The sequence below is a fragment of the Paraflavitalea soli genome (assembly GCF_003555545.1).
Taxonomy (GTDB): domain Bacteria; phylum Bacteroidota; class Bacteroidia; order Chitinophagales; family Chitinophagaceae; genus Paraflavitalea; species Paraflavitalea soli.
Genome location: NZ_CP032157.1, coordinates 3033914 through 3050948, shown reverse-complemented (window position 1 = coordinate 3050948; position 17035 = coordinate 3033914). Strand labels below are relative to the sequence as shown.

The window sequence follows — 17035 nt, the reverse complement described above, 5'->3', positions numbered from 1 at the left end:
AACCCCTAAAAGCTAATACCTAAATAATCTCCATTTTCCCCATCAGGAAAGAAGCATTCCTGTTTTTCGCAACCCCTCGTTGCAGCGTATAATCAAAGATCAGTTCCCCATCCCGGATAATACTTTCAAAACAATAATTGCTCAGCTGGCCGGGGAGTTCCTGTTCCAGTACACTCAGCGAAAGGTCGTGCGTGGCAAACATCGTGAGAGAATTATATTGCAGCAGTTTCTTGATGAACTGCTCCGAGCCATGTGTTTTATCTTCTGAATTGGTACCCCGCAGTATCTCGTCGATCAGTACCAGCGCAGGTGTAGCGTGTTCCTGCAAATGACGGATGATCTGTTTCAGCCGTTTCAGTTCTGCCATAAAATAGGAGGTATGCTCTTGCAGCGAGTCACTTACCCTGATGGAGGATAAGATATTCATGGGCGTAAAAGAAAAGGCTGTAGCGCATACCGGGGCGCCGCATTGCGCCAGCAGCAGGTTCACACCTACCGTTCTTAAGAAAGTGGTTTTACCACTCATATTCGATCCGGTGACCAGCGCCAGGCGTTCTTCCACACCCAGCGTAAAATCATTGGCCACACATGCTGCGGCGGGGATCAGGGGATGTGCCAGCCCTTTTCCTGCAATGGATACCCCGTTGTCGTTCACGGCCGGCCAATGATAGGCCGGATTATTAAAGGCAAAAGTGGCCAGTGCGTTCAGCATTTCAATAGCGCCCGTACAAGCTATCCATTTATCAAAGCGGTCTTTATTCCTGGCTTTCCAGTTTTCCAGCGCCCACATACATTGCAGGTCGTACAGGAAAAAACCATTCAGGAAGATCAGCACCAGCAAATTGATGCGTTGGTCAAAGAGGCCCGAAAGCTTGGACAGTTTCCTGATAGCCTGATGCGCTTCACCGGCAGTGGCTTGCTCACGTTGCAATAAAGTGGAGCCGCTTTTATCCACCCCACTGAACAATTGAAGGATCCTCGCATACTGGCCAAGGATCGATTCTTTTTTGCCCAACAGCATATGCTGCTGCGTAATTTGTTTGGCGAAGGCCCCCACGATGCACCAGCCAATAAAATAACCGGCCAGCAGCGGCAGGTAATTACCCGTGAATGCCCAGAATACTATGCTTCCGATATTGAAGGCCGGTACCAGCAGCCGTAATGTATTGGGCCATCGTTTGCCTTGTATGATCGAAGGCCACCGCAGCCAGTCGGCCACATCATGCAGGTTCCCTGCTTTTTCTTCGTGCAGCAGGCCATGTGCCGTTATCAGTTGGCGTAATTCTTTTTGTGTGCTAAGCCCTTTTACCGCTGCTTGCTGTTCCTCAATAGCTTCTTTTGTCAGCAAAGATTGTTGCAGTAATCCCGCCAGCGCCTGTGTGCCATGATGCGTGGTGGTCCTGTTCAGCAGGTGATAGACCGAGTTGGCCCCAAAGATGTCCAGGTCCCCCGAGTAATTGTCGTTGCTCGTAAATGCCAGGCCGTTGTCAAACCGGTTGGGTTTGTATTGCAATATATCCAGCTCATTGCGGTTCACGTATAGCAGTTTCTCCAATAGCTTTTTCCGGTCCCCCAGGTTAAGCGCAATGCGGATGAACAGAATGAAGAGTACCAGGAAACCAACCGTGGCAATTTTATAGATACTATCGTCTTCTTGCTTCACCCATTGCCAGATGCTCCAGGCCAGCGCCAGGAAACTGGCGAGGCGCGCGCCCGATACCAGCAGGCTGCGTTTTTGTACCTGTTGTAATTCCGTGCTGTATTGATTGATCTTCTCTTCGTAAAAAGCCGTGGGTGTTTGCATCATGCGAGGGTTTTAACGGGTAGGTAACATCAATACCTGTACGGTTTCGGGCGATTGTTGCCGGAGTTCTATCGTGTGGCCGGCAATCATTTTTTGCAGGATCGCCTCGTTGTAATGGCGGATCGTAAGCAGCGTAAGCCCTTTTTCTACTTCCACTTCAAAGAAGGCCGAAGCTGCCAGCGCCAGCTTTTCTATTTTCTCAGGCCGGTCGTCCAGGCACACCTGGATCGAAACAGCCCCTGTTTGCATCAGGTTGGGTTTGATCCGGATCTCCGCCAGCAGCTCATACAGATCCGCCACCGGTTTTTCGCCTACAAAAGAAAAGTCCCTGGAGTGCAGGTGTATCAATGCCTGCTGTGGTTTCACCACAATAATAGGAGGGAGGTTCTTCACCGGTTTGTTGTGGATGATAGTGCCCGGCAGCGTCTTATCCAGGAAACATTTTACCTGCAAAGGGATGCCTTTATTCTGCAATGGCTTGATCGTTTTGGGATGTATCACCTGCGCGCCATAATAGGCCATCTCGATCACTTCCGTATAATTGAGGTCGCTGATGAATTGTGCATCGGGAAATGCTTTGGGGTCCGCATTCATCACCCCTTCCACATCTTTCCAGATCGTTTGACTGTCCGCATCCAGCATATTGGCAAATACAGCCGCTGTATAATCACTGCCTTCCCGGCCCAGCGTGGTGCTTTCGTTATCGTCCGTAGCACCGATAAAGCCCTGCGTGATGACCAGGTTGCTGTCCTCAAACAGCGGCAGTATCTCGCTGTTGACCTTTTGCTGAGTAAAAGTCCAATCGATATTGGCGTCGCGGAAGTTATTGTCCGTGCGCACAATGTCCCGTACATCGATCCAACTATTGTCGATGCCCACTTCATTGAGATAGGCACTTACAATACCCGTCGATAACAATTCTCCCGCGCATACGATCTGGTCATAGTAGTAGTCAAAGTCACGTACCGGTTTATCGTGCAGCAGCCATTCCACTTCCGTAAAGAAGTGGCTCAACCGTTCCAGCGCTTCATTGTAATGCGTCACCAGCAGGTATTTGGCTGTAGTAAGATGATTTTGTTTGACAGCTTCAAACAGCTGCAGCGCCTCCTCCTTATGATTATTAAAGAATGCTTCAGCTACTTTTTCCAGCGCGTTCGTGGTTTTGCCCATCGCTGAAATGACGATCAGTATCTTTTCATTGGGATAACTCCGCAGTATATCTGCCACCAGCTGGATCCTTTCAATGCTTTGCACGCTGGCGCCCCCGAATTTAAAAACCTTCATGTAAGTGGATAGTTAGTAAGTTGATAAGTTGACAGGCCAATAACCTTCAACGGTGGCAAAAGTCGTTAAAAATATGATAGTATGATGCCTTTCCACCCGGTTCAGGTGCATACGGGCCCGAATACTTTATAGGAGGCTGCCGAAGCCTGCTGCCCGGTGGATAATAAAAAAAAATAACCTGTTTCTCCTTCAGCTATACCGTTTTTGCAGGCCCGGCGGGACTTTGCGGATTCCGGCACGCTTTGACTTTCAGGCCTTTCGCCTTACTTTTGGCACCACTTAACCTATTACACGCAAAAACAGCCCACATGAGTACGATTAACCGCCAAGTAATGACCCTGGATGAGTTCACCATTCAACAGCTAAGGGATTTCCCCCATGCCACCGGTGAACTGAGCGGCCTCCTGCGCGATATGGGCCGGGCTGCCAAAAGGGTGAATGTGGAGGTCAATAAAGCCGGGCTGGTAGATATATTGGGCGATGCGGGCGCCGTGAACGTGCAGGGAGAGGATGTGAAGAAACTGGACATATTTGCCAACAACCAGTTTATGGGCGTGTTGCAACATGGGGTGAGTTGTGCCGGTATAGCCAGCGAAGAACTGGATGACTTTGTGGCTTTTGATGATGAGATCAGCTGTAACTCCAAATACATCTGCCTGTTCGATCCCCTCGATGGCAGTGGTAATATAGATGTAAATGTGTCCATCGGTACCATTTTCAGCGTGTACCGGCGCATCAGCCCGATCGGCACACCCGTTATCGCAGCCGATTTTCTGCAGCCGGGCCACAAGCAGGTAGCTGCCGGTTATATGGTATATGGTTCTTCTACCATGCTGGTGTATGGTACACGCCGGGGCGTAAATGGCTTTACCCTCGATCCTTCCATTGGTGAATTTTGCCTCAGCCATCCTAATATCAAATGCCCCGGGTTTGGTAAAATATATTCTGTCAACCATGGCAACTTCTTCCAGTACGCACCCGGTGTACAGAAGTATATCGACAAATGCCAGAAGAAGACAAAGGACAATGGCGGACCTTACACACAACGTTATATTGGCAGTATGGTAGCCGATGTACACCGCAACCTTATTAAGGGCGGCATCTTTATGTATCCGGGCACTATCGATAAGCCCAAGGGTAAGCTGCGTTTGCTTTATGAGTGCAATCCCTTTGCGTTTATAGTAGAAGTGGCGGGTGGTAAGGCTACCAATGGCAGCCAGCGTATTTTGGATGTCGATCCTACCGAACTGCACCAGCGTTCGCCCCTTTTCATTGGCAGCAAAGGCATGATGGAAGAATTTGAAGCCTGCTTATAAAGCAATCTCCCTTTCTTGTCATCTCGAACACAGCGCCTCTCTCTTGCTTGTCATCTCGAACGAAGTACCTCTCCTTTCTTGTCATCTCGAACGAATGACCTCCCCTTTCTTGTCATCTCGAACGCAGCGCAGCGGAGTGAGAGATCTGCTATCGAAGCATAACTTGTCCCGCTCTGCGGGACGTGTATTCATTGCCGACTGCCGACTGCCGATTCACGATTCACGCCCCCTCCACAAACGCCGCCAAATTTTCCAGCGTAGACCTGATCCCCTGCTGGTGGTCTTCCTCTTTTATACCATAAGGTACATCCGTACAGGCAATGGCTACTTCCGTACCACCTTCCACTGCTGTGAGCGTGGTAGCGATCGTCATCGTGCCGGCAAAGGCCGGATCATCAGACTCAAATACAACCGCTTCCACCACACGTTTATCTGGCACCAGTTCCACAAACCTGCCTTCGAATACATCAGCATTATCAGCGGTTTTGCCCGCAATTGCTGTGTCCTCATAGATAAAGGCCATCTTGTATTTACCTCCTTCCCGGGGTTCGAAAGCATAGATTTCGGCTTTCATGCCTGTTGGCGGACGCCAGGCTGCTACTGATTCAGCGTTCAGCATGGCCTGGTAAATGCTGTGGGGAGATGCCTTGATAACCCTTGTCCCCCGGTCGGTCCTTTTTTGATTAGATTCAAATGCCATAACGATTTCCTCCTGGATGATGAATGTAGTATGGTTGCCGATGCAAATACAGCACCAGGGCAATGTCATGAAGTTAGGCTTGCCGTCCTTTTTAAGGTGAGTCGCTCTGCCGCCTGGCATATGCAGCACTGCAGAACGGCCCACCTTGGTGGCGCCAGGGTATTTTCCTGGTTACCGGATTTGTTGTATCTTGCCGGTCTACTCACTGGTCCTTCTAAAACACAATGCCTTAAACAATGCACCTTTTGCATTGGGCAGCTATTTCAATGTACTTATTTTATTAATAAACCTTAAAAAACGGTTGTATGATCTCTATTGTGTTATACGAAGACAAGTATGCGCCTGAATTTAAAACACTTAACCTCGAATGGCTGGATAAATACAACCTGACCGAGTCCCATGACCTGATGGTATTGGACGATCCACGGGGTACCATCATTGACCGGGGCGGTATTATTTACCTGGCAATGGCGGGCGATGAAGTAGTTGGCTCCGCTGCGTTGATGAAAGAAGGAGAGGGCGAATATGAGTTTGCCAAGATGGCCGTTACACCGGCCTGGCAGGGGAAGGGCATCAGCCGGCTGCTGATCGACCGCTGCATGGAGACCGCAAGGGAGTGGAAGGCCAAAAAACTCTCCCTGTTTTCCAATAGTCAGCTTAAAACCGCCATTTCCCTGTACGAGAAATATGGTTTCCGCCATGTAAAAGTGGAACATTCACCTTTTGCCACTGCCGATGTGAAGATGGAGCTGGAACTGGAAAAGTGAGCCTGCCCACCAACTCCCGACTCTGAACTCCGGGTTCCCGACTCGTATTTCTCTTTCCTTTCACCAAAGCTGGTATAAAATTAGTAAGGGGATATATTAAATTTATAAATTCATGCATAGGGGCATTTCTTACACAATTGTATTGTATATCAGCGTTTTTATTATCGCTTTTTCTTCCTGTTCCAGCAGTAAGCCGGCTGCAGATGCTTCAAAAACGACTACTACCACCAAGTCTTCCAGACCAGTTTTGCCCAAGGCATCTACCGCTACTGTGGCGCCTGCGCTGGAAGACCAGATATTGGTATTGATCAACCAGCACCGGAAGAAGAAAGGATTGCCTGCCTTGTCATCTAATCCCGTGATCGAGGCTGAGGCCCGCCGGCATACTATTGCCATGGCCTCCCACCAGTCTCCATTTGGCCACGATGGTTTTTCTTACCGCAGCAAGGTGATCACTTCCAAAGTAGCCGGTGTCACCGCCACCGCCGAAAATGTTGCGTACGGCAGCAGGTCAGCCGAAGAAGTGGTCAATGGATGGCTCAAAAGCTCCGGCCACAAAAAGAACATTGAAGGCAAGTACAAGCTTACCGGCATTGGTGTAGCAAGAGATGAGAAGAGCGTCCTGTACTTTACACAGATATTTGCGAATTAGGGGTAATAGCCTTTCTCCTGAAACTATTTCTGGCCAGGTTGTGTATCATTACTTAATAGCTTAGATTACTGGTTTTATTGAATGCCTAATTTATATATCATAGCTGGCTGCAATGGTGCAGGTAAGACCACTGCGAGTTATACCATATTACCAGAGATCCTGCATTGCCGGGAATTTGTCAATGCGGATAGTATTGCAGCCGGATTATCTCCCTTTAATCCTGAAAGTGTGGCATTGGAAGCTGGCAGGATTATGCTTCAAAGAATTCACCAATTGATGGAGGAAAAGGCTGACTTCGCATTTGAAACAACACTTGCTACAAGGAGTTATGTGTCGCTGGTGAAGAGGGCGCAGGAGGCTGGCTATAAGGTGAGGTTGGTTTATTTTTGGTTAGACGATCCTAAGCTGGCTATAAAAAGAGTTGCTGAAAGAGTAAGTGAAGGAGGGCATAATATTCCAATTGAAGTTATCAAACGAAGGTATTATCGGGGAATTTACAATCTGCTGAATTTATATATTGATATTTGCAATAATTGGATGGTTTTTAACAATGCGACCTATCCTGAAATGATTGCCAAAGGAGGCATTGGTGTTGATGCTGTCATAAAAAAGGCGGATATTTGGGAGATTATTTTACAACAAAGCAAGCAAAGTGATTGATAATTCTGCATATGATATTGACCTGTCAGAAAAGATTCTGGAGGGAGCGAGGGAAGCCATGCGAAAGCTAATTGAAAAAAGAGCCGCTAATAATGGATCTTTGGTTATCAGGGACAAGGACGGTGAAATAAGAGAAGTCCCTGCGAAAGAACTCCTGGAAACACTTCCTAAAAAGTAATAAGACATTCTCCGATAAGAGTATTGATTGATGCGAGGCTCCCTGCCTCGCATTTTTATTTTCCCCAACCTCCCGGCTTACCAGAATAGGCTAAAAAAGTTTACCACCATGTCCAATCCTTCTTACCTCAGTCCTTATTAGAGTGTAATTCAACATACACACTAAAAACTACACAAAATGGATACCTTTCTTACTCCCATCGAGAAACCTAAGGGATTGACAATGAAGCTGGCATATTATTTCACCCGCAAGCAGTTTGGCAAAGTGCTGGCTCCGCTCAAAGTGCATTCCGCCCGCCTGCCCGCCGCTTTTGGTATGTTTTATGGTAAAGTGTCCAGCCTCGACAAAAAGCTGCTACTGCCTGCTGAGACCGTCTTCCTCATCCGGCAACAGGTTGCACGCATCAATATCTGCCTGTTTTGTATGGATACCAGCCGCTGGGCTGCCATCAATGCTTCGATGAATGAGGCCCGGTTTGATGCCCTGGCCGAATATGCCACCAGTCCGCTCTTTACAGAAGCTGAACGCGCAGCACTCGACTACGTAACAGAACTCACAAAAGACAAACAGGTAAACCCCGATACCTTTGCCCGTATGGCCCGCCATTATTCCGAACGGGAAGTGTGCGAGATCGTTTGGCTGGTAGCCAGTGAGCACCTGTACAACCTCACTAATATCGGTCTCAATATCCATTCAGATATGTTGTGCAAGATTAAGCGATAGGACACGGGCGTTATACAGGTAAGAACAGGGCAAAAGAGGCATATTCACCAATGGGCCTCCTTTTTGCTATCACGGCATAGCTTATGGATGGGAGTAATTTTTTGATTACTTTACAGTCGCTCAAAAAATGATAGACAACCAAAATCTATAGGTAATGCCCCGCTTTCATATGATCAAAGCTGTTGTAAAGGGTAGCTTAATATGGATATTCTACATATCCCTGGCTGCCTGCGCACAAACCACTGCTGTGAAACCCCAAAGCGATACCACCGCTTTACAGGTATTACCAGCCACTGCAAAAATGGATACTACCTACTTCTGGGAAATAATGGATGATGCTTTTCGGAAAGGTGGGTTTAATAATAAACGCAAGGAGGATGCGATCCTGACTGCACTCACGCGGTTGACGCCCCAGCAAATCATGGATTTCGAGATCATATTCCAACAGAAGATAGATGAATCCAATACCTGGAACAATATGGCTGCTCAAACAATTATTGAGGGTGGTTCTTCCGATGACAGGTTTTATTATTTTAGGTGCTGGTTAATTTCATTGGGGAAAAAGAACTTTTATGAAACACTCAGGAACCCTGATCATTTGGCAAGCCTCGACATTCCGGTAAATAAGGAACATCACTATGGAGAAGTATTGTTCGAAGAACTTATACCCTTGTCAGATCAGGCTTATGGCATAGTGACCAAAAAACAGGTGGCAGACGATAGTTTTCCCAGGGCAAATGCCAGTAAAAAAGGATTGTACTTTGACAGTGGCGGAGAGACCAAAGGAAAGGAATGGGAAGATGACAAGGAGTTGCTCAAAATAGCTCCCTTGCTTTCCGGAAAATTTAAAATTATTTGATTGGGAAGCCTTTCCTCCAACCACTGCCAGGCCGGCTACAATGCAAAACAGTTGACTGCAAATAAAATAACGACACACGTATGAAAAAGAATGGATTCCAGATCATGAACAGATCGATGATGAATTGGTTATTGGCCATCCCGGTCTTAATAACCTCCCTGCACTGTTCTAATAAACCTATCAACTCATCGGGCAGAACGGCTGATACCACGGCCGTAATAAGCGGTGAGGTCTTTAAGCCACGCTACATTAAAAAGACCATGCAGCGCGTGACCGACTGGCAACTAAGCAATCCAAAGCATACGCCGACTGATTGGACCAACGGGGCTTTTTATGCCGGTGTAATGGCTGCTTATAAGACCACCGGTTCACGAAAGATCCTGGACTCATTAATGGCCCTGGGACAACGTACGGCCTGGCAGCCAGGGCGCCGTTATGATCATGCAGATGATATCGCCATTGCACAAACCTATATCGATATGTACCGTATCAAAGGCGATCAGCAAATGATACGCGCCATTATTGATACCGTGCAAAAGCTGCGTACCGTACCCGGACCTGAATCAAAAAAAGGCCTGATGTGGTGGTGGTGTGATGCCCTGTTTATGGGACCGCCCGTTATTGTCAAATTGGGCGTTACCTTAAAAGATCCTGCTTATTTTGCGTTGAACGATTCCCTGTTCAAACAAACCTACGACCTGTTGTACAACAAAGAACAACACCTGTTTGCCCGCGATGCCAGCTACCTGATCAATGCCAATGGTGAAGGTAAAAGAGAAGCCAATGGGCAGATCGTATTCTGGTCAAGAGGCAATGGATGGGTAATGGGTGGTCTGGTACGTATCCTGGAAGAACTGCCGGCCGATTATCCCAATCGTTCATTTTATGAGCAGCTATACAAAGAGATGGCAGAAAAAATTGTTTCCCTGCAGCAGGCCGACGGATTATGGCGGGCATCCCTGCTTGATCCGGCTTCCTATCCGGGCGGCGAAGGTAGTGGTACCGGATTTTATTGTTATGCCCTGGCCTGGGGTGTTAACCATGGTCTGTTGGATAAAGGAAAATACGAACCTGCGGTACGCAAGGCCTGGCTGGGATTAAATACGCTGGTATCGCCGGAAGGGCGTGTAGGCTGGGTACAACCCATTGGTGCCGATCCCAGGAGAAATTTCAATGCCGAGAGTTATGAAGTGTATGGGGCAGGGGCCTTCCTGCTGGCAGGTGCTGAAATAATTAAATTGAAATAGTACCATCACAATTATTCTTTTTACATAAAAAGCCCGGCTCAAATGAGCAGGGCTTTTGTATGCTTATAGTAAGATAAACGGTATAATATACCTTCCGGATGCCGGCAGGCCGCTGCACAGACACGAATGTCCACATCAATGCCGCCCGTTACCCGTCAGGCGCCGATCGAAATAAACCAACAACCAAAACCTGGACCCAACTCTTTCTGTTTGGTAACCTGTGCTCTTTGTCTGGTAGTCGACGTTCACCATGATCAGTAAGCACACGTATCAGAAAATTTCCCCAGTGGCAATAGCCCTCAGCTGACAGCCGATAACCATCAGCCCACCGCTAATCGCTATAACTAAACAGCGAAAGCCAATTCAAAAGATTCGAAGCAAAGGGCTCGTAGCTCGCAGCTTCTCTTCAGCAAGTGTTGCACAACACTTCATCGTCATCATCAACCATGCTTAGGGGCCCCGTCCACATGGTCGATTGCTTTGGTAACTGTTCACAACAAACGTACGACATTCAGGTACCCGTTTCCAAATGCCCAATTGTCGATTTCGTCTATTTTGTATAAAATGTAAAAAATCGACGCACATTACGTCGATTTTTTACAAAAATTACAAAATTAACCAAACCGGCCATGACACTTTTGGATTTGGCATAGTAGATGTTGTATGTTTACTGAGCTATTTGAAGTCAGTATGACAGAGGCAAGCTGCCAATAACCGTAAGGAGTACAAAACACGGAGTATTCTGTATTCTAAATTCTGTATTCTGTGTCTCGTTCCTGAAATCTCCTTACATAAATGGGTAGTAAGTATACAGAAACCTAAATTTACCCATTATGAGTTCAAACAACAAGGGCGGTCGGGATCCTGTCCATGACAACATCCTCAAGATCGCAGTAGCCCGTGAGTATCTAAGTAGTGATCTGGGCTATATGAAATTGGCTATCAAGTATGGTCTTCCTGGTCCAAGTACAGTCCGGCATTTTGTAAAATGGTATAAGGCAAACTATCCCACGGGAGAAATACCACCTGTCCAGCCGACACAACAATCGCAGCAGCCTGCCACAACCAGTGAAGTAGAAGAACTCAGAAAGCAATTACAACAGGCCAATCTCAAAGTAGCAGCCTGGGAAATGTTACTTGAAAATGCCGGTAAGGAGCTGGGAGTGGACATTGTAAAAAAGTTTGGTACCAAACAGTCCGGCAAGTGAAACAGCACTATCCTCAGGCAGCGATAGGCACACTTTGCGCATTGTTTGGTAAAACAAGGCAGGCTTATTATGAACATGGATGGCAGGCGGCCAACGGGCAGTTGCGGGAAGAACTTGTATTGGACCTGGCAACACAAGCACGCAAAGTCTTAAAGAAAGAAGGCGCTGTAAAATTACTGGGCTCTCTGCGACCAGCCCTGCAGTCCCATAACATCACAATGGGCAGGGACCGGTTCTTTAAACTACTCAGAAAGCATAACATGCTGCAAAAGCGTAAAAAGAACCATGCCCGTACCACCTGGTCGGACCACCCTTATCGAAAATGGCCCAACCTGATCAAAGGGCTGGAAGCACTAAAGCCCCAGCAACAGTGGGTGAGTGATATTACCTATCTGCGTACCGAAAAGGGCTTTTCGTACCTCTCATTGATAACCGATGCCTACTCCAGAAAGATAGTCGGTTATCATGTAAGTCAGAACCTGCGGGTCCGGGGATGCCTTATAGCCCTGAACAAAGCTATAAGGTCCTTAAAAGACTATGTACCCCAAAGCCTTATCCACCACTCTGACAGAGGAATACAATACTGCTGTGACCAGTATGTAAATGTTTTACAAACTAATCAGATCCGCATCAGTATGACCCAGACAGGCAGCCCCTATGAAAATCCGGTAGCAGAAAGGGTAAATGGAATACTTAAAACTGAACTGGACCTGGATGGAACATTTGAAGGCTATAGCCAGGCAATAGCAGCTACCCATAAGGCCATTGACCGCTATAACAGGCTGCGCCAACATATGAGCTGTGATAACCTTACACCTGATCAGGCACATCTGAGAGAGGGAAAATTGAAAAAAAGATGGAAAACCAGAAAACGAAAAACAAAACCAGATGACCAACTAAATACTTAACCTGTAAAGCGATATCCGTATTATTGCCTAAGCATGTAAAGTAAAAACCGTATTGACCTGCCCAACTGTAAGGTTTTTTCAGTACAAGACACTGTATTCTTTTTGCCCCTCTTCAGCATGGCTTCTCCATAGCTTCAGCATACCTTCAATATGGATACAGTATGCTAATAGCATCAAACGCCAAAACAGCCACTTTTCGCCGGGACTGTGCCTGTTGCGCGTGCCCCAAAGTGAAAAGAAGACAACAAGACCTTGAAGTAAGACCCAATCAATATCTTTGCTGCCTTTTAATAACCCAACAGCCCTGTTTCATGAAACCCAGGTTCTACCCCCGACTAGCCATCGCCCTATGTACTTTATTCTTGACGACCTTTTTCGGGGCTGTGCTATTTTCCTATAACTTGCGCGAAGCAGGCAAAGGAAAAATGGCCTGGCCCATCGTTCTGTGTAGCCTGTTCTGGTATAAATTCATCGAAACCTTAGGGGGTAACCTATTTCCAAAGTACTCACTTTTTCCGCTGATCATTGCCAACGTATTGGGAGCGGTCATCCTTGCTTATCCATTATGGTATAATTTGCTGGATGATGTCCGGGAGTATGAAAAAAGGCCCGTATGGAAGCCCGTATTGATCTTTTTGGGTATCTGTGCAGTACTGTTATTATTCCAGATCGCCGTTTCCAGAAGATGGTTCGGTGAGTAACGATCCTGCATCGTCCTTCAATTCCACGCCCGATAATTGTAATCGAAGAGCTTCTTGTATCAGCCAAAACAATTTATCAGCTGCCGCCTGGTAGGACAACCCACCTGGCCGCACATTAGAGATACAATTGCGCGCTTCATCCGTAAGGCCCACCTGCGGATGGTAGGTAAGATAAATGCCCAGGCTATCGGGCGAGCTCAGTCCGGGCCTTTCACCAATCAGTACCACAGTGAGGGTGGCGTTGAGTAATTGGCCAATTTCATCACCGATAGCCACGCGGCCTTGCTGTACAAGACTTAGGGAAGTTAATTCAATGCTTGCCTGCCGCAGCAGGGGAAGTAATACATCCAGTAAAGGGACGGCATTGCTGTTCACGGCCTTAGCACTCAATCCATCGGCCAGTATAATAGCAATACCTTCCTGAGTACCATTATCCCCCGGAGAAGATAGCAAGCCCGCCGATGCCTCATTCAGTCTTCTTCCTTTATCCGGTCTTTGGAGATATTCATGCCGGTCGCTCGCCTGGCTGTGCAGCAGGTGCACCGGTAGAGAAAAAGCTTGTAGCTGTGATAGCAAAGTTTCTGTTTCCAGCAGGGAATGCACTGCGTCCCGCGCATGGGCATGCGCCATCCTGAATTGCAATACTTCCTGCAAAGGGATGGCTGTACCCGTTCTGCCCAGCGCAATACGCGCCGGCGTAAAAGCCCGCAGCGATGCCCAGGGATCAGGCTGAATAATGCTATGTTGGATATTATTATCGTTCATTATTCTTGTCTGCTCACAACTTACATTAAGATCCGTTATCGAAGCATAACTTGTCCCGCTCCGCGGGATGCACTGCCGATTGCCGATTTACGACTGCCGACTGCCGCCCCTCACCATTCACTACTCGCCGCTATCAATGTATGCCCCGCACCCACCTGCAGCAAATTCCCTTCACTGCTCATGATCCCCTGCTTCACCAGCCATTGCTCAAACTCCGGCGCAGGCCGCAGACCAAGCACCTTGCGCACATACAAGGCATCGTGGAAGGAGGTAGACTGATAATTAAGCATAATGTCATCAGCACCGGGGATCCCCATAATATAATTACAGCCGGCCACACCCAATAAAGTGAGCAGGTTGTCCATATCATCCTGGTCCGCCTCCGCATGGTTGGTATAACATACATCCACACCCATGGGCAGGCCCAGCAGCTTACCACAAAAATGATCTTCCAGCGCTGCCCGGATGATCTGCTTTCCATCATACAAATACTCCGGACCAATAAAGCCCACCACCGTATTCACCAGCAGCGGGTTGAACCGGCGTGCTACCGCATAGGCCCGCGCTTCACAGGTCTGCTGATCCACGCCAGCATGCGCATTGGCCGATAAAGAACTGCCTTGCCCCGTTTCGAAATACATCACATGGTTACCAATAGTACCGCGTTGCAAAGAAAGCGCCGCTTCCTGTGCTTCCTGCAATAGCGCCAGGTTCACACCAAAACTGCTATTCGTTTGTTCAGTACCGCCAATGGATTGAAACACGAGGTCTACCGGCGCTTTTGGCATAATAGACAAAGCCGTGGTCACATGGCACAACACACAAGACTGCGTAGGGATTTTATATTGCTGGCGCAGCTCATCCATCATTTGTAATAACTGCACCACCACAGCCGGACTATCCGTTGCCGGATTGATACCGATCACGGCATCTCCGCTGCCATAAAGCAATCCATCCACCATACTGGCGGCAATGCCTTTGGGATCATCCGTGGTATGATTGGGCTGTAGCCTTACAGAGAGCCTTCCTTTCAATCCCAGTGTATTCCTGAATTGCGTGATCACTTCCACTTTCCGCGCCACACTGATGAGGTCCTGGTTGCGCATGAGTTTCGACACCGCCGCTGTCATTTCAGGAGTAAGACCCGGTGCCAGGGCTTGCAGGGTGGGGGTATCTGCTGCGTCACTTAACAACCAATCCCTGAACTGGCCCACCGTAAAATGGCCAATGGGAGCAAAGGCGCTGGCGTCATGCGTGTCCATGATAAGTCTGGTTACTTCGTCCGTTTCATAAGGAATGATGGCCTGTTGCAGGAAATCCCGGAGCGGAATATCCGCCAGCGCCATCTGTGCCGCCACACGCTCCTCATAGCTGCCCGCTGTAAGGCCTGCCAGTGCATCACCCGAACGGAAAGGCGTTGCTTTCGCCAACACCGTCCGCAGGTCCTCAAACCGATATACGAGATTGCCTATGGTTGTTTTGTACGACATTTATTAATTAATATAGCCCGGTCTGCCAGGTCATCCCATCCGCCATCAGGCGGAAAGGCAAACGGCTGCAGAGGTAACAAGTGATGTTTTTTTATATATTGATTCCTGACATAAATCTAAGCGTTGTTTGTTAAATTTATTGTATGAAATATGCTTCTTTCCTTCTTACAGGTGTGTTTTGCTCGATTTCATTATTGTCTTCCCCGCAAATAGCTCCGCTTGATAAAAAGGTCAGGCAGATCTTGCAACAGGTAGACTCTAATAACATCAAAAGGGATATTACTTACCTGGCCGATGACCGGCTAAAGGGGCGTTTGCCCGGCCAGCCCGGTTACCAGATAGCCGTTGATTATGTAACAGACCAATTTAAACAGATCGGACTGTTGCCCGGTGGAGAGAATGGTACATTCCTTCAAAAGCTTGTATTACGTAAAGCGACTATTGATGATAGATCCGCAACCGTTGTATTAAAAGACCAGTCGGGCAATGAAGACATGCTTGTAGTAGGAAAAGAAATTTATATTGTTCCTAATCCTGTACAACCGTCTGTAAAAGTTGCCGCGCCCCTCGTATTTGCAGGGTACGGGCTGGATATTCCTGGCAAGTATTCTGATTATGCCGGCATGGATGTGAAGGGCAAGATCGTTGTTATACTTGCCGGTACCCCGGCCAAACTGGTACTGCCCTCCACCCTGAACGCGCATTTTGCCAACCTGGGTTCCAAGATTAACATCGCTGCTGCCAAAGGCGCCATCGGTGTTATTTTCGTGCAGCCCGTCCTTTCACCCGGTAGTACAACGACCGTGGCGATGGACCCTGAAAAGACCACTGCTTACAGCCGTACTGCCAATAATGACATCGCTGTGGTAGCCCGTATCTCACGTCCCGTACTACAGCGCCTGTTTATGTACACCGGCAAAAATCTCACTACTATTTTTGCCGACCTGAACGAGGCCAAACCTTCTTCCTTTCCGTTGATGGGCGCTGCTGCTTTTCAATATGCCAGCACCTATGAGGATATAGAAAGTTATAATGTGGCAGGAAAGATCGAAGGCAGCGATCCCCGGTTGAAAGATGAGTACGTAGTACATACCGCGCACCTCGACCATGTGGGCATCGGCAATCCTGTGAAAGGAGATTCTATTTATAATGGTGCCCATGATAATGCGTCTGGAGTGGCTTCTTTACTGGAAATTGCGCGTACGTATAAACGCCTGAAGACAAAACCACGCCGTTCGATACTGATCGTGATGGTCACCGCTGAGGAAATGGGCTTGCTGGGCTCTGCTTATTTTGCTGCCCATCCTACCGTACCACAGGCAAAGATCGTGGCTGATGTAAATACCGATATGCCTACCCTCATTGCCCCGCTTTTATCCGTAGCACCATTGGGTGCCGAGCATTCGAGCCTGGAACAAAATGTAATTTTTGCCGGTAAGGAACTGGGCATTGAGGTACAAAAAGACCCGATGCCCGAAGAGGTGCGTTTTGTCCGCAGCGATCAGTATAGTTTTGTACTACAGGGCATTCCCGCGCTGCATACCAAGTACGGTATCAAGACTGCCGATCCTGCTTTTGACCTGGTGAAGTATACCAAAGAGTGGCGCGATGCAAATTATCACAAACCTTCTGATGAGATCACCAACGGGTTTGATTTTACCGCTGCCAGAAAGTATGTACAATTGAATTTCCTGATCAGTTATTCTATTGCACAAACAACTGCCCGGCCAACCTGGAATAAAGGTGATTTTTTTGAGCCGGCTGCAAAGTAGA

General features: G+C 47.9%; 16 protein-coding genes. 11 read left to right on the top strand and 5 right to left on the bottom strand.

The annotated features are described in order from the left end of the window. Nucleotides 1-19: 19 nt before the first annotated feature. Nucleotides 20-1807: a MutS-related protein gene (locus D3H65_RS11380; RefSeq protein WP_119050427.1), complete on the bottom strand. Its 1788-nt coding sequence runs from the start codon at nt 1805-1807 to the stop codon at nt 20-22. Nucleotides 1808-1816: 9 nt separating this feature from the next. Continuing rightward, entirely contained in the window at nt 1817-3088 is a 1272-nt protein-coding gene (locus D3H65_RS11375) for an aspartate kinase (RefSeq protein ID WP_119050426.1), read from the bottom strand. Nucleotides 3089-3396: 308 nt separating this feature from the next. Here D3H65_RS11375 and fbp point away from each other — a divergent pair, with 308 nt between their 5' ends. After that, nucleotides 3397-4404, top strand: a complete 1008-nt coding sequence (gene fbp, locus D3H65_RS11370) for a class 1 fructose-bisphosphatase (protein ID WP_119050425.1) — start codon at nt 3397-3399, stop codon at nt 4402-4404. Nucleotides 4405-4624: 220 nt separating this feature from the next. Here the strand turns inward: fbp and D3H65_RS11365 are convergent, their stop codons facing one another. Then, a complete protein-coding gene (locus D3H65_RS11365; RefSeq protein WP_119054479.1) occupies nt 4625-5104 on the bottom strand; it encodes an SRPBCC domain-containing protein in 480 nt (159 codons plus the stop codon). Between the two features lie 305 nt (nt 5105-5409). Here D3H65_RS11365 and D3H65_RS11360 point away from each other — a divergent pair, with 305 nt between their 5' ends. From D3H65_RS11360 to D3H65_RS11315, 9 genes are all read left to right on the top strand, one after another. Beyond that, nucleotides 5410-5871, top strand: a complete 462-nt coding sequence (locus tag D3H65_RS11360; RefSeq protein ID WP_119050424.1) for a GNAT family N-acetyltransferase — start codon at nt 5410-5412, stop codon at nt 5869-5871. Between the two features lie 112 nt (nt 5872-5983). Next, nucleotides 5984-6523 (top strand): CAP domain-containing protein, encoded by a 540-nt coding sequence (locus D3H65_RS33165; RefSeq protein ID WP_211345667.1) that lies wholly within the window; start codon nt 5984-5986, stop codon nt 6521-6523. 81 nt (nt 6524-6604) lie between these two features. Then, complete coding sequence (locus tag D3H65_RS11350; RefSeq protein ID WP_119050423.1) at nt 6605-7183, top strand: zeta toxin family protein; 579 nt, start codon at nt 6605-6607, stop codon at nt 7181-7183. A 355-nt stretch (nt 7184-7538) separates the two neighbouring features. After that, the gene (locus D3H65_RS11340; RefSeq protein ID WP_119050422.1) at nt 7539-8084 is read left to right on the top strand and encodes a carboxymuconolactone decarboxylase family protein; all 546 of its coding nucleotides are present in this window, start codon (nt 7539-7541) and stop codon (nt 8082-8084) included. A gap of 154 nt (nt 8085-8238) precedes the next feature. Then, on the top strand, nt 8239-8943 hold the full coding sequence (locus tag D3H65_RS11335; protein WP_119050421.1) for a DUF4240 domain-containing protein: 705 nt from the start codon (nt 8239-8241) through the stop codon (nt 8941-8943). An 80-nt stretch (nt 8944-9023) separates the two neighbouring features. Further along, nucleotides 9024-10190: a glycoside hydrolase family 88/105 protein gene (locus tag D3H65_RS11330; protein ID WP_211345666.1), complete on the top strand. Its 1167-nt coding sequence runs from the start codon at nt 9024-9026 to the stop codon at nt 10188-10190. 833 nt (nt 10191-11023) lie between these two features. Next, complete coding sequence (locus D3H65_RS11325) at nt 11024-11398, top strand: hypothetical protein (RefSeq protein ID WP_119049026.1); 375 nt, start codon at nt 11024-11026, stop codon at nt 11396-11398. Continuing rightward, nucleotides 11395-12306, top strand: a complete 912-nt coding sequence (locus D3H65_RS11320) for an IS3 family transposase (protein WP_119049027.1) — start codon at nt 11395-11397, stop codon at nt 12304-12306. Before D3H65_RS11325 ends, D3H65_RS11320 begins: the two co-directional genes overlap by 4 nt. A 401-nt stretch (nt 12307-12707) precedes the next feature. After that, a complete protein-coding gene (locus tag D3H65_RS11315; protein WP_162915556.1) occupies nt 12708-13007 on the top strand; it encodes a hypothetical protein in 300 nt (99 codons plus the stop codon). On the opposite strand, the gene eutC is transcribed toward D3H65_RS11315, so the two are convergent. Together eutC and D3H65_RS11305 are read right to left on the bottom strand one after the other, a co-directional pair. Next, entirely contained in the window at nt 12966-13772 is an 807-nt protein-coding gene (gene eutC / locus D3H65_RS11310) for an ethanolamine ammonia-lyase subunit EutC (RefSeq protein WP_119050419.1), read from the bottom strand. The two genes, D3H65_RS11315 and eutC, sit on opposite strands and share 42 nt — an antisense overlap. A 110-nt stretch (nt 13773-13882) precedes the next feature. Then, the gene (locus tag D3H65_RS11305) at nt 13883-15262 is read right to left on the bottom strand and encodes an ethanolamine ammonia-lyase subunit EutB (RefSeq protein WP_119050418.1); all 1380 of its coding nucleotides are present in this window, start codon (nt 15260-15262) and stop codon (nt 13883-13885) included. Nucleotides 15263-15405: 143 nt separating this feature from the next. Here D3H65_RS11305 and D3H65_RS11300 point away from each other — a divergent pair, with 143 nt between their 5' ends. Continuing rightward, nucleotides 15406-17034, top strand: coding sequence for a M28 family peptidase (locus tag D3H65_RS11300; protein WP_119050417.1), 1629 nt, complete (start codon nt 15406-15408; stop codon nt 17032-17034). Nucleotide 17035: the final 1 nt, after the last annotated feature.

Coding starts and splice junctions, on each gene's coding strand:
- D3H65_RS11380 (WP_119050427.1), bottom strand. CDS start 1,807: ATGATGCAAACACCCACGGCTTTTTACGAAGAGAAGATCAATCAATAC.
- D3H65_RS11375 (WP_119050426.1), bottom strand. CDS start 3,088: ATGAAGGTTTTTAAATTCGGGGGCGCCAGCGTGCAAAGCATTGAAAGG.
- fbp (WP_119050425.1), top strand. CDS start 3,397: ATGAGTACGATTAACCGCCAAGTAATGACCCTGGATGAGTTCACCATT.
- D3H65_RS11365 (WP_119054479.1), bottom strand. CDS start 5,104: ATGGCATTTGAATCTAATCAAAAAAGGACCGACCGGGGGACAAGGGTT.
- D3H65_RS11360 (WP_119050424.1), top strand. CDS start 5,410: ATGATCTCTATTGTGTTATACGAAGACAAGTATGCGCCTGAATTTAAA.
- D3H65_RS33165 (WP_211345667.1), top strand. CDS start 5,984: ATGCATAGGGGCATTTCTTACACAATTGTATTGTATATCAGCGTTTTT.
- D3H65_RS11350 (WP_119050423.1), top strand. CDS start 6,605: ATGCCTAATTTATATATCATAGCTGGCTGCAATGGTGCAGGTAAGACC.
- D3H65_RS11340 (WP_119050422.1), top strand. CDS start 7,539: ATGGATACCTTTCTTACTCCCATCGAGAAACCTAAGGGATTGACAATG.
- D3H65_RS11335 (WP_119050421.1), top strand. CDS start 8,239: ATGCCCCGCTTTCATATGATCAAAGCTGTTGTAAAGGGTAGCTTAATA.
- D3H65_RS11330 (WP_211345666.1), top strand. CDS start 9,024: ATGAAAAAGAATGGATTCCAGATCATGAACAGATCGATGATGAATTGG.
- D3H65_RS11325 (WP_119049026.1), top strand. CDS start 11,024: ATGAGTTCAAACAACAAGGGCGGTCGGGATCCTGTCCATGACAACATC.
- eutC (WP_119050419.1), bottom strand. CDS start 13,772: ATGAACGATAATAATATCCAACATAGCATTATTCAGCCTGATCCCTGG.
- D3H65_RS11305 (WP_119050418.1), bottom strand. CDS start 15,262: ATGTCGTACAAAACAACCATAGGCAATCTCGTATATCGGTTTGAGGAC.
- D3H65_RS11300 (WP_119050417.1), top strand. CDS start 15,406: ATGAAATATGCTTCTTTCCTTCTTACAGGTGTGTTTTGCTCGATTTCA.